Genomic DNA, 21,369 nt, shown 5'->3' with positions numbered 1-21,369 from the left:
TTTACCATGGTTCTCAAAAAATGGTGTGCTTTAATCTTCATTGAACCAACTGATTCCAATCGTCTGTTCACCGGTATGCACCCCGATGGCACTGCCAAGTGGGGATACATGGATCGACACATGAGGAAATTCTTCGGTAATCATCTTTTTCCATCTTTGTGTCTGCTCAGACACTGCACCATATAATATGGTGCATTCTTTCACTTTTCCTGCTTCGACTGATCTGCGAAAATCAGTGAAGATCTGTTTTTCCGCTTTTTTAAGGTTCCGAGGTTTAGATTTAGTATGAAGCACACCATTTTCGATTGAAATGATGGGCTTAAAGCTCAATAGGTTTCCAAGAATATACTGTGCGTTCGTTAACCTGCCGCTGCGATGCAGCTGATCTAAAGAACCAATTAATACATAGGTTTCATGGTTATCCGCATACATTCTCGTTTTGACGAATGCCTCATCGATGGAATCCCCATTATCCATATAACGCATGAGCCTTTTCAAGATTAATAGCATTGGAAAGGAAATAAGTAAAGTATCAAAAACGTCAACGGGGATCGAAACCATTTGTGCAGCTTGCCTGCTCGCGGAAACGGTCCCGCTCAATTCACTTGAAAGATGTACGGCTATGATTCGATCATAGCGTTTTTCAAGCTCCATATATAACTCTTGGAATCTGCCGACCGAGGGCTGTGACGTAGTGGCTGTAATTTTTTCCTCACTCATCCGCCGGTATAATTCCTCAGGTAATAGGTCGACACCATCTTCATATTCCTTCCCATCAATGATGACGACCATCGGAACGACGTATACATGTTCATTCAATGATAATTCTTCGTCCAAAGTTCCCGTACTATCTGTTACCCATGCAATTCGTTCCATGGTTTCCCCCCTCGTTGTGTCTTCTATTATATTCAACATCCCACCCATCTGTCCCAAATTAAATACAGATGCATATAAATATCTTACTTCATAAAAAGAGCCCAACTGGAACTTCCGTTGGACTCAATATCATTCTTCATAATAATTTTTTTATATCCTCTTCCATTTCCAGAGGTTTTGTTTTAGGTGCATACCGGCTCACTATATTTCCATTACGATCAATCAAGAACTTTGTAAAATTCCATTTTATTGATTTGGACCCCATCACTCCAGGAGCATTTTCAGTCAAGTAATTGAATAAAGGATGGGCTTCCTTGCCATTGACATTCACTTTTGCAAACATCGGGAATGTTATGCCACGATTCAATTTGCAGTATGAATCGATTTCCAGATTATCACCAGGCTCCTGATTCAAAAACTGATTACAAGGAAAACCAAGCACGACAACCCCATCCTCTTTATATTGCACATACAGGCTTTGCAAATCATCATACTGTGGCGAAAAACCGCATTTGCTTGCGGTATTCACTATAATCATCACTTTCCCTCTATATTCCTCAAGCGAGATGGTTTCGCCATTGATTTTATTGACTTCAAATTCGTAAATGGACATGTATGATCTCTCCCTATAGTATGATGATTCATTTTACCGTATTTAAAGGTAGGTTTACCAACTTTTATCCTTCCCTTTCATCCTTGAATCTTCACTGCTTGTATGGATTGAATCAAATACTCTACCATGTCTTCCAAATCATCCATTTGCTCTTCTTTTACAAGCCTTCCAAATGAAACTTTATATATAGAAGAAGTAACGAGTTGCATTTTTTTACTGACCGTATCGCTGGTCGTCACTGTAATGATTCTCTGATCTCCCCAAATTTTTTCCAGATCATTCAACAATTGTTCAGCATTCACTTCATCGAGTTTTTTCGGAAAAGTAATGAAAATATCGACGGTGCAGCCCGAATGCGTATCATCAATAGCTGCATCGAGTAACTCCGAACTTAGGTTCTTGAGTGAAGCCTGTAACTCAATGGCACCGCTAATCGAAATGGGCGCGATTGGCTTTTTCAATTCCATCTCAATCTTATATGATCTGGACAAAGTCGAAAGATTCACTATATCATCACGCTTTATGACCAATATATCTCCAATGAAGTCACGGTCGTAAACCGCTCCTTCCAATACCACTTTCATGTTCTCAAATGCTGTAGGATCAAACAATCTCCAAACACCTCTCCAACTTCATAGTTTATGTATTCATGATCTTCCCATTTTACCATTCCCAGGCCATTTCCTTTGGGATTTACAAGAAATTATTAAAATAGCTTTTCTATTCAATAATTTTCTATATAATTAAAATATTATGATTTTTGAAGAAGGAGGCTAATCATGCCAATCAGAATTCCGGGACAACTGCCAGCAAGGGAAATTTTAGAACAGGAAAATATCTTCGTAATGGATGAGGAAAGGGCTACCAATCAGGAAATCCGTCCATTGAATATATTAATTTTAAACCTAATGCCAGAGAAAGAAAAAACGGAGGCCCAGTTACTGCGCTTTCTCGGCAATACTCCGATTCAAGTAAATATATCATTCCTGCGCTTGAGCACACATGAATCAAAAAACACAAGTAAATTTCATTTAGATCAATTTTACAAATTATTTAATGATATCCGCACGAAGAAATATGACGGCTTGATCATTACAGGCGCTCCAGTAGAAAAGCTGGAATTTTCAGACGTTAATTATTGGGAAGAACTGCAGAGTATCATGGATTGGTCAAGCGAAAATGTCACATCCACCCTACATATTTGTTGGGGGGCACAAGCTGCCCTTTACCATCATTATGGAATAGGCAAATACGAACTTCCGGAGAAATGCTTCGGGATATACACCCATGAGGTCCTTGAACCGAATGAAAATCTAGTCCGCGGATTCGATGATTATTTTATGGCCCCTCATTCTCGCCATACGGATATTGACTATCAAAAATTAGTTAACCATCCGGAACTGAAGGTTCTTGCACAGTCCGATCAAGCCGGTGTATTGATTGCTGCTTCAGTTGATGGAAAAAGAATTATGGTTACAGGCCATTTCGAGTATGATGCCGATACCCTTGGTGAAGAATACAAGCGCGATAGGGAGCGTGGAATCAATACACAACTCCCTGAAAATTACTTTCCTGATAACGATCCGACCAAGGTTCCTCTTCACCGATGGAAAAGCCATTGCAGCCTGATGTTCTCGAATTGGCTGAACTATTATGTCTACCAATCAACCCCTTATGAGTGGGATTGAAAGGGTAAGAAAAAAGAAGCTTTCACTTTTAAGTGAATCGTTTATTGGGCAGCCACTTCCGATTATCATGGGAAACAACCTGAGTTTCTGACTCAGGTTGATTGTTTCATGATTCCTTATTGCCGAAATAAACCTCTTCAAAAGGTTGGACGACCACAAATCCTTGACCTTCGAATTTCATTTGAACGGATTCGCCGCTTCCCCTTCCAAAAAACGACTTCAGTGAAACATCCGTTACGAATTCAGGCTGCAAATCCCCTGACCAAGCCACTGTGGCATTCGGGTCCGTATAGACCGGATTCCCATGTTCCACCATTAAAGTAAGCGGCTCATAATGGGAAGTGAAGGCAACCATGCCTCTCCCCTCGAGCCTTACGTTGAACAATCCACCCGCCAATAACCCGGCAATGCGCCGCATCATTTTTATATCCCATTGAATCCCCGGCTCAAATGCAAGTAAATCATTTCCGTTAACACAGATTGATTCACCATTTAACTGTAAAATGGAAATCTTCTTTCCTTGATCCGCGACGTACAGCTTGCCGCTTCCAGTCGCCTTCATCAAAGATGCACCCTCACCTGTCAAAGCCTTTTTGAAGAGTTTACTAAGACCATGCTCCAAGATACCTTCCCGCTCGAATTTAATATGGCCGCGATAAGAAATCATCGTCCCCATCTTTGCCCAGATCTGCTGTTCCAAATTAATTTCCAAAATTCGTTCCGTTTCAAGTTCGAATAAACCTTGCCCTTTATCCTGCTGTTTCGTCTTTTCAACGAATTGATCGATTTGATACTTCTCCATCACTGCCCCACCTCTTTTTGAAGGAGGAAAAGCCACATGAACGATACAGCTTGCTTTAACTCCTTTGAAAAATGCCCCAGTTTTGTATAGTCCACCCCTCTCTTTGCAACGCCGGTATCTGCCACTGCCTTCCATCCGGTTTCTAAAGCCATCTTTTCAAATTCCCAAGGCTGCATTGTATTCATGATGACCTTATCTCCTAATAACCGTTGAAAACTGAATTTTTTTCGTGGTTCAGCTGTTGGACCAAGTATTCCAAAACAGACATAACCGCCAGGCTTTATTACCCGTTGAATTTCGTTCATCACCATTAATGGTTCACCCGTATATTCCAAAGAATTAATGACCATTGCCGCATCCATTTCTTCATCTTTGAATGGAAGATTATAAAAATCCCCTTGCAGGAAAGAAAGTTCTGGTTGTTGAGCGGTTTTCCCCTTTGCAAAATCGATCATCACATTGGATAAATCAACTCCGGTTACTTCAAATCCCGCTTCGGCCAATTTCAAGGAACCAACTCCATCTCCACAGCCAATGTCAGCCACCTTCACTCCCGAAGGTACATATTCAGAAAAGAAAGGAATAATGTTTTTCCGGCTTCCCGTTTCCCACATTTCTTGCGAATTCTTCACCCACATCGGTGCAAAAACATCCCATTCCTTTTTCGATTCATTATGCCATGTATGTAAATTCATCAGAAATTCCACCCTCCTTACTAGCAAGTTCCTACTATATTAATAACACTAAGTTTCCAGAATCAAATTACCTGGGCTTCTATATAGCTATTCTGCTCAAAATTAAAAAATCCTCTTTTATAAAATTCGTTCAGGAATACAGGTGATTTGCAAATACATAAAAAAAACTGCCGACGGCAGCTTATTTCGAATTTTCTTCATTTCTTTTTTGTATCTTTCGTAAATCCTCGACACGGTCAGGGGATTCTTCAAAGAATTCAACCAGGTCTCCAACCCTATCGATGGCATTCCAACTAAGATGGTGTTCGATTCCCTCTACATCATGATAAATATTTTCTTCCTTGACCCCAATCAACCTTAGCATCTGTTCTAAAAGTTCATGACGGTATACGAGCCTTTTACCAACTTTTTTCCCATTTGCAGTTAAAACGAGCCCCCGGTACTTTTCATATATCAAATATTTTTCCTGATCAAGTTTTTGAACCATTTTTGTAACAGAAGAAGGATGGACGGAAAGGTTTTCGGCAATATCGGAAACTCTTGCATATCCTTTTTCTTCGATAAGTAAATAAATTTGTTCTATGTAATCCTCCATGCTTGGTGTAGGCATTCGGAATCCTCCCATTCAAACGCATATCTAAAAATTTTACTATATAAACGACCCCGAAACAAGAAGATATAAGTCTCAGGGCGCCTTTAATGAAGTTTCTTCTCAAGTTTGCTTGACGTTTTGTTCTGTCGGAAATGTAAAACTGATTTTCTTTTCAGAGTCGGACCAGGATAAAATGGCATCAAAGGTCTTTTCCCCTTTTTTAAAACCGCTTATCAAATCCGTTTCACCGCTCGCCAACAGCTTTTTTATATTTGCTTGACTGATTTTCTTATTAAGGATTTTTTTGGAGATAGTGAAGTTACACTTTGTTTTTTGATAACTTACACATCCATAGAATTCCCCTTTATCGACAATCTTAGAACCGCATAGTTTACAGCTGCCCACAGATGCTGAACTTCTCTTTTTTGGGCCGCTTCGTTGAATCGACTCGGTGTCCAGCCCTTGAAAATTCCAGCTTTCCGATGATTCCACGGCATCACTGATAATTTTAGCTGACATCTTTTTAACAGCTTCCATAAATCCGCCAGCTGATGCCTTCCCTTCACCGATTTCCCTTAAACGCTGTTCCCATTTGGCTGTCATCTCGGGTGAAGCCAGGATTTTCTCCCCAATCGCAGTAATCAGCACTTTCCCTTTATCTGTCGCAAACACCTGGTTTTTTTTAACATTGATGTATTTACGGTCTTTGAGCATGGTAATGATGCCAGCCCGGGTTGCTTCGGTTCCAAGACCCTCGGTTTTCATCAGCACCTTTTCTAACTCTTCATTATCCAGATGCTTTCCGGCAGTCTTCATTAAAGTGATCAGCTGACCTTCTGTATAGCGCTTTGGAGGCTGGGTTTTGCCTTCTTTCACCTTTATATTGGCGACCTTTCCAGAATCCCCTTTTGAGACGGACGGCAAAATGATATCATCGTCTTCCTTGTCATTTTGGAAAATCACTTTGCGCCATCCCTCTTGAATCTGCTGCTTTCCTTTAGAAATGAATTCGGCACGCTTATCGACAAGCGTTTTAATGGTGGTGTAATCGAAAATGGCTTTCTCATAATGGGCCGCAATCAAGCGGCGTACCACCAAGTCATAAATATTCCGTTCTTCAGCTGAAAGGCGCTTTGGGTCGGTTACCTGCTCCGTCGGGATGATGGCATAGTGATCAGTCACTTTCTTTTCATTCACAAACCTTTTATTATTCATGATGTTCGGTTGTGGCAAAGGAAACAGGGATTCATATTCCGAAAATCCGCTTAGTTTTTGCAAAATATCGGGAAATGTTTCAGCTTCCCCCTCCGTCACATAATTGGAATCTGAACGTGGATATGAAACGATTCCTTTTTGATATAAACTTTGTACGATATCAAGCGTCTGTTTCGGTGAATATTTATAAATCTTGTTAACTGTCGCTTGCAATGACGATAGATTAAATAATAAAGGCGGCTGAAATTCTTTCCTTTCTGTATCCATTTCAGCTATTTCAGCTTCCTTATCCTTGCAAAAAGCGGCAATTTTATCAGCCATTTCTTTTGTCTTGATTCTCGAATCATTGTTCTGCTGCCATTTTCCCTTATATTTCTTTCCATCCATCTTGAAGTCAGCGAACACTTCCCAGAACGGTTCGGACTTGAATTGCTCAATTTCCATTTCCCGCTTCACAATCAGGGCGAGTGTCGGTGTCTGAACCCTTCCAGCTGAAAACACATCCGAAACGCCCCTTTGTTTCAATAAAATACTATACGCTCTCGACGCATTCATTCCCACAACCCAGTCCGCGCAAGCTCTCGTATACGCTTCATAATAGAGCGGCCTGGTTTTTTCCTCACTCTTCAGATTTTGGAATCCCTCATAAATCGCTTTTGGGGTCAAAGAGGAAATCCATAACCGTTTCATCGGTTTATTGACATTGCATAGATTAACGATATTGCGGACAATCAATTCTCCTTCACGCCCGGCATCACCTGCATGAATGATTTCATCGACTTCCGGTTTCCTAAGCAAAGTCTTCACAACATTGAATTGCTTTGCCTTTTGTCGGGTCACTTCATATTGAAATTTCTCAGGAATCATCGGCAACGTTTCCATCGACCATTTTTTCCATTTTGAATGATAGGTTTCCGGCGAAACGAGTTGACATAAATGCCCGACGGCCCAAGTTACATAAGCTCCATCGGGAAAAAGTTCATTCGGCATGATTTCTATATAGCCTTGCTGTTTCTTCTTTTTAAATTGAGCCGCAAGCGTTGAACCTTGATCGGGTTTCTCCGCAATGATTAGCTTCATGTTCATCTTCACCTAATCCGTTAAAAAATATCTTCCCCTATCATTATACCTTAATTATCACAATCGGCTAGATATGACATCGTTTTTACTGAACTGTCCCGGAAAAGCATGAAATGATTTCTTTACTGCTTCGAAGATCGGGAATTTCAGGCTGATGATAAAAGAGGCAGTTTAATTTGCAAAAAAACAAGCTTCATTAATGGGTGGCCAAAATAGTTTCGGAGGAATTGAGCTATATACAAAAGCAACAAATTCAATGTTAAATGTTCCTTTTCTTGCCTTCCATTGGTTAGATGAAGGTGAGGAAATAATTTTTTTTGATTGCAACACAGCTAATTATTGATCCTAACAGCCCCTTGTATAATAAAGGAACGTTAATTGGCAAAAGAACTAAAGAAAAGCATATTACTTTACAAAATGTATATAAGTATCTTTTGTTATTCCAAATACGTCTAAAATCCCTTCAATTTTTGGTTTAAAATAGGAATAATGTAAGATAAATCTATTTTTCTTGTATGATAAAGTAGAATAGTAGGAAACTAAATCGAGGGATGTGGTATTATTTGAAGTTAAACGTAAAAAAAATGTCGTTTGTTGTTTTTATTTGTTTCTTGTTTTTTATGCCAAATTCAATCCTTGCTCAAGAAATTTTACACAATGGAAGTCAAGGACAAGCAGTTTATGACTTACAAGAAAATTTAAGGAAAATGGGTTACTTTAACAGGCAACCAACAGGGTATTATGGTTCAATTACTGATCATGCAGTTAAACAACTTCAACAAGATTCTGGAATATTACCAGATGGAGTTTTTGGATTCCAAACACAACAAAAATTAAATAGTATTGAAATGATGGCCAGGGTTGTTTATGGAGAAGCTCGAGGTGAAACTTATGAAGGAAAAGTAGCTGTCGCTGCAGTAATTTTGAACCGAATGTCAACGCCAGGTTTTCCTAAAAATACTTACGATGTTATTTTCCAGACAAATGCTTTTACTGCTGTACATGATGGGCAATATAATTTGACCCCAAATAGCTATTCTTATCGAGCTGTTATTGATGCATTACAAGGTTGGGATCCTACTCATGGTTCTGTTTATTATTATAATCCGTTCTTGGCAACAGATGAATGGATTTTCACAAGGAAAACAGTCATTAGAATAGGCAACCACTTATTTGCAAAGTAAAACTAATCTACATACATATTGAGGAATGATATTTTTATAGTTTCGTATTATAAATATCCCATTAACTATGTCGTGTGTATAAAAGGCCGGGCAGTATTTGCCCGGCCTTTTTGGTGGCACCACCATAAGAAAAAACTGCCTTAAAGACAGCTCCGATCTTCAGCTAACGTACCCGATAGTTGAAAAGAGTGAAAGTTAAATTGTTCCTTTCATTCTAATTACTTTCGCACCTAACTCAAATTTAAGTTCTAGCATTGCTTTTTTTAAAAGCTATTGCTTGCTTGTTACTAGGTGACATATGAAGGTGATATTCATCAACTCCATTGTTTTTAAAGAACTTGAATCATAAATCAGCCATTTAGTTCAATATCATCTCCTTAAACTTTTGAATTATATTTGATGTTTTCCCTTATTTTCCGTACCCATTTGCTTATAAACAATAGTAAGTATTTTTCCTTTGGTTCCAAAAGAAAAAAGCGATTACCTGGTATAGGAACCGCCTTCAACAATCTTTTCAAATTCATCAAGAGTAGTCGAATACTTGATATAAATTCGTGGTAAAAGATAAAGTTCATCTTTAATGCCCTTCTCAGAAAATAGTTCAGGAGTTGTCGTAAGTCCAAATAAATAATATTTCTTCGTTTCTTCTACGACTTTGTCATTGAAATTTCCGTATGGATACGCAAGAGCATTTACTGGTTTGCCTGTTATTTTTTGAATTTTATCTTTGGACCCTTTCAGTTCATATTCATAATTTTTTATTTCCGTCAAATCAGGATGTGTAGCAGTATGAGACTGGATTGAGATTATACCCGAATCAGCCATCATTTTTAAATCCGATTTAGATAATCGGTTTGAACGACCGATAAAGTCAGAAATAACAAAAATGGTACCACTTGGTTTAAAACGTTCGTCTTTAAGTTTTTGAAAGATAGCGAATGCATTCAGATTGTTTTTGTATCCGTCATCAAAGGTAATGAAAATGGGTTTATTTGCTTTATAAATGTCTTGCCAACGATCAAAAGTTAATAATGTGTAGCCATGTTCTTTTAAATAAATCATTTGTTTCTGGAAATTATCAGGAGTTACATATAGCTCCTTAGAACCATGCCCAGTAAACTCGTCAATCGAATGATAAACTAAAATAGGTACTTTTCGTTGAGCAAAAACTTGTGATGGAAGAATTAAGATAAGAAGACATAGGAAAAACATTACAAGCTTTTTCATAAAATTCCTCGCTTTGCATCATTTTTTATATCTTTTCAATTTATTGTGCCTCAAAAGCATGGTTCTATTATGATTTCTCCCATATTTAATTTTATCTCCCATTGATCAATGGTGACTTTGATAATCCCAAATGAAAAACTAATTTCTTAAAACACTATAGAATCAGACTAGCTCTATAAGAAAAAGAGCTGCCAAAGCAACTCTAAATATCAGGTTTTAAAAAATAGAACCCCTCAGTAAGATACGAGCATAGAGACCCATTTAACTCAAAGTCTTAAGGAGGAGCCCTACTATGAGTTTTAAAATGTAAAACAAAATCAACTAATTGAGAGAATTACGGATTAACATCTAGTTGTTGGTGTGGATATTGCCCAACACGTACACGTGGCCCGTGCTGTAAACTTTCGGGGCATTGTGTTCGGGAAACCCTATCTTTTGAAAATAACGAGGAGGGTTTTACTAGCTTACTAAACTGGATTCAGGAACTAAAACAAATGAAAGAATTTGTGAATTCTTAAATAATTACAATATTTAAAATATAAGAACAGCGCTAATATACTCAACTACGCAATGCCACTTTAAACCTTCTATCAGCATTTTGAAAGAGGGCTTGCTAGAAAAAAATTTTACTCTCACATGATTACGTTGTCCCTATTATTTTTATCCTTTACTTTTGTGTAAAAAAATAATTATTCTTTATCAATAGGAGAATGAATATGATCTCTATATGTATCAACATACATATTACCATTGGCAGCCAGTACTGCATAAACAACATCATCTTTTGATAACTTACGCTTTTTTAACTCTGATTCTAACCAGGAAAACGTTATATTATTTTGTTCTAAATTCTCTTTAATTATTTCTCCATCCATAATAAGTTCAATAGGTAACTTCTGTTCAGGCATTACTGCAATCATCAAATCCTGTTTTGTTACGTTTCTAAATTGCGGCTTTTTTAGTACTGTTAACGTTCCATTTGTTTCTACTATTGCAAATAGAACCTCTTCAATGTTAAAAATATCTCTTTCCCTTAGTTGTTGATTTAAATAATCCAATGTATATCGCATTTTATTCATGTTTCCTTCTAATACTTTTCCATTTTCCATCACAATTGTGGGATCTCCAGCCAGAAATTTTCTTCCTTTTCTATTTTTTAATGAAATAACTGCAATCATGAAAAGAATTGCTACATATATAGTAAATGCAATAATTGTATGATGTACCTTAATAGAAGTATTAAAGGCTAAATTCGCTGAAATTGCGCCTAGCGAAATTGCTGCAACAAAATCAAACATTGTCATTTGAGATATCGTTTGTTTACCTAATATTCTTGCTCCGATTAGTAATAAAGTGAAAGAAGTAATTGACCTCAGAATTACTTCGATATGTTCAGGCATTTCCCCACCCCAATTTTATCTATTGTTAGTCATATCATATCCTTGATTTTAATTAATTATTTATTTCATATTGTATTATCCGCTTTCACGATATATAAGAAGAAGACAGGTTTCCCTGTCCTCAACATTAGTATATTTCATATTAACTTTTGGATTCATTCATTATTAATAACAATTTCCGCCCTCTGTTTTACCACTATTTGTGATCGGTTCACCATGATAATTCTAATCCTACTCTCGGCCTAAAAAAGGGATAAGAGAACTGCCCTCGCTTGCAGCAAGATAGGTTTCACTCTATTTATACATATTTTTGCTTTGCTGAAGAAGTTTGGATTCTCCGGTACGTTCCCATTCCTCTACTTTTTCACATGCTTTTTCAGGAGAATATCCTTACCCTACAAGAACTCCCATTAGAATAAATTCTTGAAGAATATGTGTAGCATTTATTCCTCTTTTAACATCCTCTAACCCTTCATTCACCAAAAATTCCATGTGCTTTATCCATTCATCTGGATTCCTGCCAGGAATAACTGTATTACTATTGCCATGGACCGTAACCTTCTTCCGAAGCCACTGCATCTGCTTTAGTTTCATGAACAGTACCAAATGGATGGTTAGGAGGAGCATATATCGAGTAAAGTTTTAGCGGAACATTACCTGTATTGGTTACATTATGCCATGTGCCAGCAGTCAACAAGATTAACTTTTGTAAGTTAGTTCCATACATACCTGCTTTCCTAAAAAAGTGACAACCAAGGGATAGATGCCTTTACCATTTCATAAACACTTTGAATTCAAATTGATTAACTATCTTTAAAAAATATTGTATTTATTGGTCTTCTTATTAACAACCTGTCCAAACCAATCGATACTTTCATCATAGAATGAATACAAATGATTATAAGATATGGAGGAAACAAACCAGTGAGTGACACAGATTTTTCAAATGATTCTCCCAAGGGCCCAAAAGGAAGACTAATTACTGGCCATTCAAAGGAGTTTACTTCAGATACACTTGGCTTTCTTACCCGTTTAGCAAATGAATATGGAGAAGTTGCTAAAATTCGTTTTGGACCTTTCCAAAATGTTTACTTCATTTCAAATCCAGATTTAATTAAGCAGGTACTTGTAACAAAACAAAAATCCTTCTTGAAATCAAATGACTTCCAAGCTTTAAAACCATTACTTGGAGAAGGCCTTCTTACAAGTGAAAAGGAAATTCACATGCGCCAAAGAAGGCTTATTCAACCTTCTTTCAAAAAGTCTCATATTAGCAATTATGCCCAGGATATGATTGATATAACAATGAACTATATTTCCACTTGGAAAAACAGGGAAGAACGGATTATTACGGAGGATATGATGAGCCTTGCTCTCGGTATCATCAGCAAGACCATGTTCAGTTTGAACCTCAAAGAAGGATATGACGAGCTCGGGGAACCTATAGAAGCATCTATGAGAATTGCTGTTAAAAGGATGAGAACACTTCTTCAATTGCCACTATGGGTTCCGACTAAAAATAACCGTGAATTTAAAAATTCGATACTAAGACTTGATACAGTGATTTATAACATTATTGAAAAACGTAGGGCAGATTCAGAAAGACATGAGGACATGCTTGGGATTTTAATGGATGCTCGAGATGATGAGGATGGCTTAGGTATGACAAACCAGCAGGTACGTGATGAGCTAATGACCATTTTCCTTGCCGGTCACGAAACAACTGCAAACGTGCTTTCCTGGACCTTATACTTGCTTTCACAACACCCTGATGTGGAAACTAAACTTTTCAATGAAATAGATAGCGTAATCGGCAATCGCAACCCTACTCCTGGCGATTATATGAAATTAACGTACACACAAAATATTATCAATGAATCAATGCGCATATACCCTCCTGGCTATATCATATCAAGGAAGGTGGAGGAGGATGTGGTAATAGGGGGATATCATTTTAAAAAAGGCGATATGATCATGTTAAGTCAGTATGTGATGCACCACAAGCCAGAGTATTTTGATAATCCAGAGTCTTTTAATCCAGAGCGATTTGAAAACAACTTTGTGAAAACTCTACCTCAGTTCGCTTACTTTCCGTTTGGCGGAGGGGCAAGAGTTTGTATCGGTAATCATTTCGCAATGATGGAAGCTGTGCTTGTCCTAGCGTGCATTGCTCAACGATATCGGATAAGGCTTGCGCCGGACCATCATGAAGTAAAGCCGCTTCCGTCTATTACACTCAGACCGAAGCGTGGATTGCGCATGGTAGTCGAAGAAAGAAATATAGGAAGTATCCCACCAGAAGATTCTGAAATTCAAAGGAATTAATGAACAAAATTGTCACTCTACACCTAAGGAAGATCCCCACTTAGTTCCATAAAAAGACTGCAGCATCAACCCTAGTTTTTTTGAAGTAAACCAGCTCGACTTCGACACAGTGGATATTGGTTCTTTAAGTGATTCGTGGAGTCAACAGCCAGGAACTCCTGCATACTGCACAGAACTAACAAAAGCATTGGAAAAAGCAAATAAAGAAAAGCCCCATACCTACGGGATAAGGTAATAGAAAAGTTATCAGCCTCTAACCTCAAACCCCTCTCAAGTAAAGATATTGTGAATATGAACAGAGAAATATATAATTCATAAAACAAAAAGGTGCACTCAGTTTAAAGTGTACCTTTTTGCATATCCATATATATCCCCATAAAGTTGTGGAAAAATATGTTCACCACTTTCCTTTATGCCGCCAAACAATCCAGAATATTATTGGTAATTCTGAGAGATTACAAAAGTCCTTCCAGTCCGATCTAATTTTTTTCAAAACAGAATCTAAGTATGATTGTGTTTAAATCTCTCTTCTACTAGCCTCCCTCTATAAACATTGATGTATCAACGAGGAAAATGAAGCAGAAGATTTAAACAGAGTATTAAATTCGAATATCAGGCCGATTATAAAACTTGTCCTAAAGATTAATCGGCACCAAGAGCTTTACTAAATGTTGATTAGTTTGGGTAAGGTTTAACCATGATAATCTATCTATAAAAGACAGTGAATATACTGGTTATGAACTTTCAATGGAGATTTTCTTCATTAATCTTTTTAATTTATCTTCTGTAGCTGTTCCCTCTACTGGTGTATAGATACTGCACCTTAAGTCCATGTCCCCCTGGACTTGGAGAGAAGTTAAATTAAACAGCATCTTTCCGGCTTTAGCATGTCTAAATTCAATCATTATTTCTGGAGCTTTGCTCACTTGACTTTCTTGCCATAAAGATTGAAATTCCGGGTGGGAATCACTCATTTCTTTAATAAATAGGTTATACCATTCATCCCCTAAGTAGTGACCATAATAGGCACGAAAAATGGCAAGAAACCCTTTAACAAAATGCTCCCAATTCACAGCTAATGCTTTTAATTCTTTTCTTGTAAATATTAGATGGATCAAATTTCGTTGGTCATCCGGGAGTTGTTCAAAATCTAAAAATACATGAGCAGCAGCATTGTTCCAGCCTACAATATGACAATGTCGATCTGTAATGATAGTAGGACAATACGTTAACTCAGCTAAAATTCTTTCCAAAGAAGGACTTAGTTTTGGCTGATCCTTCTTTCGATGAATAATGGATGATTTCACTTCTAAAGCTAAATCATATAGATACTCCCGTTCATCATTATTTAATTGTAGAGCTGTAGATATGCAATCCAATACGCTTGTGGAGACCTTTATATCCCGTCCTTGCTCTAGCCACGTATACCAAGTAGTACTGACTCCCGCCAAATGTGCGACTTCTTCCCTTCGTAAGCCAGGTGTTCTTCTCCGTGTACCAGCAGGTATACCTATAGATTCAGGCTTTATTTGGGATCGCTTCGATTTCAAAAATGAAGACAAAGCTTCAAGCCTGGTTTTATCATTCATTTCTAAAACCCCCTTCATAACAATTTAACCTAGTAGTTATTATACCAGGATAAACTCTCACTTGTAATAGGATAACCCCGAAGTATAATACAAATATACTATTCATTTGGAGTGATGAAAAATGGAAAGAGTCGTTATTACAGGAATGGGAGTAGTCTCTCCTATTGGAAACAACGTAGAAAAATTTTGGAGGAATCTGACTGAAGGGAAGTCTGGCATTTCCACTATTGATACATTTGACGTAAGCAATCATAAAGCAAAAATTGCAGGAATTATTCGTGATTTTAATGCAGATGAGATCTTAGGAAAAAATGAAGCACGACGTCTAGATCGCTTTACTCAATTTGCTTTGGCTGCTGCTGAACAAGCTTGGACTGATTCTGATTTAGATATTGATGATGTCAATCTGGAAAGACTTGGCGTATATGTTGGTTCGGGGATAGGAGGAATTGAAACATTTATTGATAATGTGGATACTCTTCGAGAGAAAGGTCCAAGAAGAGTCAGTCCAACCCTGGTACCAGCCATGATTTCAAATGCTGCCGCGGCCCAAATTAGTATTAAGTGGAACGCAATGGGACCTACTATGTCACCTGTTTCTGCTTGTGCGATCGGTAATACAGCTATTGGTGAAGCATTCAGACTTATTCGATTTGGAGAAGCTGATGCCGTTTTTGCAGGAGGAGCAGAGGCAGCTATAACAGATTTATCTTTAGCTAGTTTTGGCAATGCTACAGCATTATCAACGAGAAACGATAATCCAACTAAAGCTAGCCGTCCTTTTGATGTAGATCGAGATGGATTTGTCATGTCAGAAGGAGCAGGAATTTTAATCTTGGAATCTTTGTCTCACGCTTTACGTAGAAACGCAAAAATTCACGCTGAAGTCATTGGATATGGTGCAAGTTCTGATGCCTATCATATGGTGGCTACACACCCAGAAGGTAAAGGAGCCTATCTTGCAATGAAAATGGCTTTGAAAAGCGCAAAAATTTCTCCTGAAGAGATTGATGTCATTAGCGCTCATGCAACAAGTACAGAAGTTGGAGATCGTTCTGAGACACTGGCAATCAAAAAACTATTTGAATCAAAAGCTTATCAAATCCCAATAACAGCTAATAAATCTATGCTTGGTCACATGTTAGGAGCAGCTGGAGGCGTGGAAGCAATTGCTTTGGCAAAAAGTTTAAAGGAAGGAATCATCCCTCCAACCATCAACTTGGAAAAGCCTGACTCATTATGTGATTTAGATTATGTACCGGGTATTGCCCGTAAGATGGAAATAAATACTGGTCTATCCAATTCATTTGGTTTTGGAGGCCATAATGCAGCAATCGTTTTAAAAAAATACGAGTGAATTAACTCTCGCATCGTATTTTTAAATGAAAGATCCTCAAGAGAAACTAAGTTAGTTACCATAATGGGTCACTACGAAAAAGCCCTTTTTTCTTAAGGGCTTTTCTTATGTTCATAAAGCCATATTTTTTAAATACCTGTTAGCTACATCGACTAATTTAGTTAACAAAACAGTTAAGGTAAACAACAAACGTGTTTTTAAGCAAGAAAATGAAGGTGTTAATTATTTATTTTTATCAAAGGAATGTATTGCTCAATACTATTACTTCTACAACGATATTTTGATTAAAAAAGGCGACCTTCTTTATCCAAGTAAGTGGATCAAAAACGATGGTTTCACTCTCTATCCAATAGCTAATTTTGATCCAGATGATTATGAATATATATTTTATCCCGATTTCCATACAATAGATATGCAAGAGGTTCTAAATACATTTACAGATATAAAATTGGAAGACGATTTTATATCACTGTTGGCATTAGATGAATTACCTGCATCAGTGGAAAAGATGATTAGAGAAGTGATTGAGCGCCCTAGATCGAATTACTGAACTAAGGTATGCATTACAAGACTGGAGTCGCTTAGACTTCTTTTCAATGAGTAAACCATTACCTAGAGTGAAACGGGATTACCGGTTTGTTTACAAATACGACTCAGACGACACTTCATTTTATAAATTACCAGTTGGTTTAAGAAATGCTAAAGGTGTAGGTGGAGAAAGCATTTATCATAAAGCAGAAAAAGGGACAAGTCTGAAGAAGTTTGGGAAAAAGAAGAATAGATTTATGCAATTGATAAACTAATAAAGGTATATACATATTGCTCATTATGCCAGGGTTTTTCCTGTTTTTTTATTTATCTACATCACTCTTTCAACTAAATTGATATTATGTTGAAAGAGTGGATTTCTTTTTAAGACCCCTACTCCGCTGTTAAAATACAAATACATTAGGATAAAATATGTAAGCAGCATAAGACGTGTTTGTATACTACGAAAAGGGCAATCTAATGATTCCCCTTCTGCTCATTTCTTTTAAACTTGTGCTTTCGCTTTCTCATACTATTTAGCGTAGGCGCAGGCTATTGACTCCACGGTAGGTGACATACCAAAATGCGCAGTAATCATTTACCCGTTTGTCTTTGGTGAAATTTATTTTATTGTTAGGAAAATAACATACATCAAAAACAACAAAATAATATACCTATCAAAGAATTTGACTTTTTCACTTTGAAAATGATTATTTTTTATTACTTTTATAAATAAGAAAGTTAATATAGATAGAAAAAGTATTAAACCAGTTATGGTAGTAATTGGAGACACCATTACCTTAAAATAAGTTTCAGTAACCTTTTCTGGGAAATGCATTAAGATCCTCAATGTTTCATTCACTAAAAAGTGAAAAAAGATAGCCGGAATAATACTTTCAGTATAGATAGTTACTAGTGCAAAAGAGATACCCATTACAAATGCAAAAACCAAATTCCCAACCGTCATATGGTAAATGCTAAAAATAAGAGCACTTAAAATTATTGCCGGTTTTATGTTCATTCTCTGATATTCTTTTAATAATATGCCTCTAAAAAGAATTTCTTCACTAATAGCTACTGAAAAGCCAATCATAATAATGCTGTAAAAACTTATGTTTTTACTACTCTCCATAAGTGTACTAACAATTTTTTCAGCAGAAAGCCATTCGCCAGTTAGTAGATAATATTGAATCCTACCGAATATCACAGATAGCATGTGAACTACAATACCCATTAAAATACCAAGAAGAATATATTTTATATGTACCTTTTTAAGCCGAATGCTAGATAAGGTTATTTTCTTCTTTTTTAAGAAAAGAAAAAGCACATAGATAATTACCAGTTTACTTAAAAAGAAAAATAATTGTTTGTTTATTTGTAAAGAAAGTTCTTGTAATACAATTTCCACAAGAGGAAAAATAACCATAATTAGTATTGTTATATAAAATATAAAGCGATGAGTTTGCTTAATATTAGTACCCATTCTTACCCCTTTGTTATACGAAAATTTCAAATTCTAAAATGCAAACCCTTATTCTAAAAAGGGTTTGCATTTTCACTATTTTTAATTTATTTTGTTGCTACTTTTTTATATTTAATGTAGGTTTCATTTCTTTTTTCTGTTTTTATCAAATTACCAGTTGGGTTATAGGTTTTTAGTGTTCCAGTCAATTTCCATGTTTCTTTGTATTGGTCCCATTTTTTCGTTGCCGAGTATACCCTTTCTCCACCACCAGAAACAGCTATTATATCTTTTATTTCCACCTTAAAGCTAAGGTTAATACTCCATGTTGTAGTATCAGTTATTTTTTTGTGAAAGACTCTTGATTGTCTTGTATCTGTGGCTGTTTTCCAAGTATATTGATTACAAGTAGCACACATTATAGATATACCATTTTCAATATTAGTCATTTCTCCTGTTTTTTCATCTACAAGAACGGGTATTTCTTGACCTAAAAGTACATCAGTACCTAATAGAGTTGTATCTTCTGTCGGAAACTCACCTGGTTGGCTTCCCTCTTTTGTTAAATCAACCTCTTTAGTAGGAGAACTTGCAAAGGTTGATGTTGGATTAAATCCAAACAAAAACATAGGAATTATTAATATAAGATATAGTAACTTCTTCAATTCCTCACCCCATCTAATATTTTTTTAAAAGACCTACAATGATTTTGCATAAACATTCGTCTTTTTTAAATTATCAATTAATCTCGCGTATATATTTCTAGGTATTAATTGCAATTTAATATAAATTAAAAGACGCCACTCACTGCTCTCCCTTTGTAAATTTTACCATATAAGTATTTATTTTTTCACTTAATTAAAAAGTATACTAAGTCTTGAAATAATGAAAGTAGTAGTTTGCATTATAAGATTTAAAAGGTTTTATTAAGAATGTAAGTTACCTCACAAGTTTTACCTTCACACCTCCCGTGAATCCAACTTGATTAAACCTACCTTTACCTTAGTTCGACATTTTATTTTCCTCCCTCACACATCGAAAAAGACAGCCACCCCCGGCTGTCTTTTTCATTTCTATTAATTTATGAAAGCAGGTATCTTATGAACAAAACAAAAAAGAAGACAATTGGTGAAATGACAAATAGCCGGATGCGCTGGGCCTTTGACCCCTCAACTCGTGTTATTAAAAACAAAAAAGGAAAAGGTTCTTATAACCGGAAAAAAGAGCAATCCTATTGAGGATGCTCTTATTTTTTTCTTATTCGATTATTTCTTCATGGCGGTAAGGTAGCTCAATTTCCCGTAAGATAGGTACTTGATCTCCTGCTGTTTTTAGTATTGTTTTTACATACACAGCTTGTAGTGGTTGGAAGATATCTGTTGAAAAATTAAACTTCTCAGATAGGCCTTCGTCAAAATACAATTCGTGTTTAACCGTATAATCATTGAATGGTGGGCACCCTACTGGTGTTGTAACCTTTGGAGAATCAATATTGGCAAACCTTCGATCTGTTCCCTCTAAAGAAAACTTCGTTACAAATTCAGCGGTATCTTGTGAATACTCTCTGTACTCAACAATGATATCTTGGAACCCATACATAAACACCCTCTTATTATCATTGCGGAACCAGTACGGCTGCTTAACTTTGATTTGCAACTCTGTCACTTCCCTTTTAGGAAATGAGAATACCAGCTTCCCTGCTTCTGCAATTTTTTCCGGGACCTCCGTATTGTTCACTTGTTTTGTAGGGTATGTTTCTATTCTACGTCACTCCCCATTTTGATTCTTATATTTTTCCTTGTCCACGATAGTTTTCCGAAGTAAACAAATATAAGCCTTATCGCTCTTATTGGTATTGCACCACAAGCAATGATTCTTCATTATCTTTTATCATCAAAATAAACAAGGCTAAATTTTTCTTCGATTAAGAAAATGACCATAAAAAAAATCTAGTGCAGATGACTAGATTCTCTTTTTAATATCTTCCCTTATCGATTCAATGATAGTACCTGATAAATTTGCTGGAAGAGATGAACCATCCTCAAAAACCCATGTATTAATTATTTCAAGATCTTCTTTTTTAAAAGTAATGCTATAATCTTTCTGATTGTGAGTAAAATCGGCTGTAACCGATTCTTCACCATCAAACTCGTCATCAATAATCATATTTTTTATTTCAAATGGTTTCACGATGTAATCTCCTTTTTATCATTCTTGTATATAGAATTGGCTTTATATGATTGTTTATTCATTTTTTACAGCAAATCAAAAACCGAAGGGTTATTTCAGGAGATGAAAGCTTTAAAACCATTCAGAAATCAAAATGTCGGTACCATCAAATAAGCGTCAAGAAAAGAAAAAACATGTAGGTAACCTAATTGATAATTAATTAAAGATTTCGTTTAATATATAAAGTCAATAAAACATAAAATGATTAGCTTCATGATCACCTTCACCTAATCCGTTTATCACAATCGATTAAATATGACTTCGTTTTCACTGACTGTTCCGGGAACACATGACGTGATACTTTACTACGGTGAAGAATCGAAATTTCAGGCTGTTGATATAAAACTTGTCTTAATATAGGAGTATTAATAGGCAAAAAACTACGGATTAGAGGAAACCGGAGCAAATGTAAAAGGAAATAAATTGCACTATTAAATGTGCCCTCCTGGCAAAACAACATTAAAACAAGCGTTACTTACTGATCAAAGTAAGTAACTCTTGTCTTCC

The 21,369-nt window shown here is 36.4% G+C and carries 19 protein-coding genes and 3 pseudogenes; 7 read left to right on the top strand and 15 right to left on the bottom strand.

Annotated elements, in window-relative coordinates; genetic code table 11:
• Positions 1 to 30: 30 nt before the first annotated feature.
• The 3 genes from ACQKFG_RS07550 to ACQKFG_RS07540 all read right to left on the bottom strand — a co-directional run bounded on the left by ACQKFG_RS07550 (position 31) and on the right by ACQKFG_RS07540 (position 2,100).
• Positions 31 to 876 (bottom strand): DegV family protein, encoded by an 846-nt coding sequence (locus ACQKFG_RS07550; protein ID WP_427557520.1) that lies wholly within the window; start codon positions 874 to 876, stop codon positions 31 to 33.
• Between the two features lie 136 nt (positions 877 to 1,012).
• A complete protein-coding gene (locus ACQKFG_RS07545; protein WP_192205197.1) occupies positions 1,013 to 1,489 on the bottom strand; it encodes a glutathione peroxidase in 477 nt (158 codons plus the stop codon).
• A gap of 77 nt (positions 1,490 to 1,566) precedes the next feature.
• Positions 1,567 to 2,100 carry a hypothetical protein gene (locus tag ACQKFG_RS07540; RefSeq protein ID WP_192205198.1) on the bottom strand — a complete coding sequence of 178 codons (534 nt, stop codon included), beginning with the start codon at positions 2,098 to 2,100 and terminating at the stop codon, positions 1,567 to 1,569.
• A 168-nt stretch (positions 2,101 to 2,268) separates the two neighbouring features.
• On the opposite strand from ACQKFG_RS07540, the gene metA reads away from it, so the two are divergent.
• Entirely contained in the window at positions 2,269 to 3,177 is a 909-nt protein-coding gene (gene metA / locus ACQKFG_RS07535; protein WP_427557516.1) for a homoserine O-acetyltransferase MetA, read from the top strand.
• Positions 3,178 to 3,283: 106 nt separating this feature from the next.
• On the opposite strand, the gene ACQKFG_RS07530 is transcribed toward metA, so the two are convergent.
• The 4 genes from ACQKFG_RS07530 to ACQKFG_RS07515 all read right to left on the bottom strand — a co-directional run bounded on the left by ACQKFG_RS07530 (position 3,284) and on the right by ACQKFG_RS07515 (position 7,561).
• Positions 3,284 to 3,979, bottom strand: a complete 696-nt coding sequence (locus ACQKFG_RS07530; protein WP_192205200.1) for an AIM24 family protein — start codon at positions 3,977 to 3,979, stop codon at positions 3,284 to 3,286.
• Entirely contained in the window at positions 3,979 to 4,674 is a 696-nt protein-coding gene (locus ACQKFG_RS07525; protein ID WP_349728186.1) for a class I SAM-dependent methyltransferase, read from the bottom strand. The genes ACQKFG_RS07530 and ACQKFG_RS07525 overlap by 1 nt, the downstream gene beginning before the upstream one ends.
• Positions 4,675 to 4,855: 181 nt before the next feature.
• Positions 4,856 to 5,284, bottom strand: a complete 429-nt coding sequence (mntR, locus tag ACQKFG_RS07520) for a transcriptional regulator MntR (RefSeq protein ID WP_192205202.1) — start codon at positions 5,282 to 5,284, stop codon at positions 4,856 to 4,858.
• A gap of 102 nt (positions 5,285 to 5,386) precedes the next feature.
• Complete coding sequence (locus ACQKFG_RS07515) at positions 5,387 to 7,561, bottom strand: DNA topoisomerase III (protein WP_192205203.1); 2,175 nt, start codon at positions 7,559 to 7,561, stop codon at positions 5,387 to 5,389.
• 563 nt (positions 7,562 to 8,124) lie between these two features.
• Here ACQKFG_RS07515 and ACQKFG_RS07510 point away from each other — a divergent pair.
• Positions 8,125 to 8,745 carry a cell wall hydrolase gene (locus ACQKFG_RS07510; RefSeq protein ID WP_427557510.1) on the top strand — a complete coding sequence of 207 codons (621 nt, stop codon included), beginning with the start codon at positions 8,125 to 8,127 and terminating at the stop codon, positions 8,743 to 8,745.
• 480 nt (positions 8,746 to 9,225) lie between these two features.
• On the opposite strand, the gene ACQKFG_RS07505 is transcribed toward ACQKFG_RS07510, so the two are convergent.
• The gene (locus ACQKFG_RS07505; RefSeq protein ID WP_427557507.1) at positions 9,226 to 9,972 is read right to left on the bottom strand and encodes a polysaccharide deacetylase family protein; all 747 of its coding nucleotides are present in this window, start codon (positions 9,970 to 9,972) and stop codon (positions 9,226 to 9,228) included.
• A 324-nt stretch (positions 9,973 to 10,296) separates the two neighbouring features.
• Between ACQKFG_RS07505 and ACQKFG_RS07500 the strand changes: the two are divergent.
• Positions 10,297 to 10,472, top strand: a pseudogene (locus ACQKFG_RS07500) (IS110 family transposase); the annotation flags it as partial.
• A gap of 189 nt (positions 10,473 to 10,661) precedes the next feature.
• On the opposite strand, the gene ACQKFG_RS07495 reads toward ACQKFG_RS07500, so the two are convergent.
• On the bottom strand, positions 10,662 to 11,372 hold the full coding sequence (locus tag ACQKFG_RS07495; protein ID WP_427557504.1) for a DUF421 domain-containing protein: 711 nt from the start codon (positions 11,370 to 11,372) through the stop codon (positions 10,662 to 10,664).
• A gap of 538 nt (positions 11,373 to 11,910) precedes the next feature.
• Positions 11,911 to 12,072: pseudogene (locus tag ACQKFG_RS07490) on the bottom strand (cupin domain-containing protein); the annotation flags it as partial.
• A gap of 224 nt (positions 12,073 to 12,296) precedes the next feature.
• Between ACQKFG_RS07490 and ACQKFG_RS07485 the strand changes: the two are divergent.
• Both ACQKFG_RS07485 and ACQKFG_RS07480 read left to right on the top strand, forming a co-directional pair.
• Positions 12,297 to 13,697, top strand: a complete 1,401-nt coding sequence (locus tag ACQKFG_RS07485) for a cytochrome P450 (protein ID WP_427557501.1) — start codon at positions 12,297 to 12,299, stop codon at positions 13,695 to 13,697.
• An 88-nt stretch (positions 13,698 to 13,785) separates the two neighbouring features.
• Positions 13,786 to 14,015 (top strand): annotated as a pseudogene (locus ACQKFG_RS07480) (3-hydroxyisobutyrate dehydrogenase); the annotation flags it as partial.
• Between the two features lie 416 nt (positions 14,016 to 14,431).
• On the opposite strand, the gene ACQKFG_RS07475 reads toward ACQKFG_RS07480, so the two are convergent.
• A complete protein-coding gene (locus tag ACQKFG_RS07475) occupies positions 14,432 to 15,286 on the bottom strand; it encodes a helix-turn-helix transcriptional regulator (RefSeq protein WP_427557498.1) in 855 nt (284 codons plus the stop codon).
• A 121-nt stretch (positions 15,287 to 15,407) separates the two neighbouring features.
• On the opposite strand from ACQKFG_RS07475, the gene fabF reads away from it, so the two are divergent.
• Complete coding sequence (gene fabF / locus ACQKFG_RS07470) at positions 15,408 to 16,643, top strand: beta-ketoacyl-ACP synthase II (protein ID WP_349728182.1); 1,236 nt, start codon at positions 15,408 to 15,410, stop codon at positions 16,641 to 16,643.
• 1,150 nt (positions 16,644 to 17,793) lie between these two features.
• Here the strand turns inward: fabF and ACQKFG_RS07465 are convergent.
• The gene (locus tag ACQKFG_RS07465; protein WP_377400508.1) at positions 17,794 to 18,654 is read right to left on the bottom strand and encodes a CPBP family intramembrane glutamic endopeptidase; all 861 of its coding nucleotides are present in this window, start codon (positions 18,652 to 18,654) and stop codon (positions 17,794 to 17,796) included.
• A gap of 86 nt (positions 18,655 to 18,740) precedes the next feature.
• Complete coding sequence (locus ACQKFG_RS07460; RefSeq protein WP_192205212.1) at positions 18,741 to 19,298, bottom strand: hypothetical protein; 558 nt, start codon at positions 19,296 to 19,298, stop codon at positions 18,741 to 18,743.
• 435 nt (positions 19,299 to 19,733) lie between these two features.
• On the opposite strand from ACQKFG_RS07460, the gene arfA reads away from it, so the two are divergent.
• Positions 19,734 to 19,871, top strand: coding sequence for an alternative ribosome rescue factor ArfA (gene arfA, locus ACQKFG_RS07455; RefSeq protein ID WP_192205213.1), 138 nt, complete (start codon positions 19,734 to 19,736; stop codon positions 19,869 to 19,871).
• Between the two features lie 19 nt (positions 19,872 to 19,890).
• Here arfA and ACQKFG_RS07450 read toward each other — a convergent pair whose 3' ends face one another.
• Positions 19,891 to 20,289 (bottom strand): hypothetical protein, encoded by a 399-nt coding sequence (locus ACQKFG_RS07450; RefSeq protein WP_427557493.1) that lies wholly within the window; start codon positions 20,287 to 20,289, stop codon positions 19,891 to 19,893.
• A gap of 306 nt (positions 20,290 to 20,595) precedes the next feature.
• Positions 20,596 to 20,823 carry a hypothetical protein gene (locus tag ACQKFG_RS07445; protein ID WP_427557490.1) on the bottom strand — a complete coding sequence of 76 codons (228 nt, stop codon included), beginning with the start codon at positions 20,821 to 20,823 and terminating at the stop codon, positions 20,596 to 20,598.
• Positions 20,824 to 21,369 lie beyond the last annotated feature (546 nt).

Source organism: Peribacillus sp. NPDC076916 (genome assembly GCF_050269675.1).
Classification (GTDB): domain Bacteria; phylum Bacillota; class Bacilli; order Bacillales; family DSM-1321; genus Peribacillus; species Peribacillus aracenensis.
Note: the sequence above shows the minus strand (reverse complement) of the source record. Positions and strands in the feature narration are given on the sequence as shown.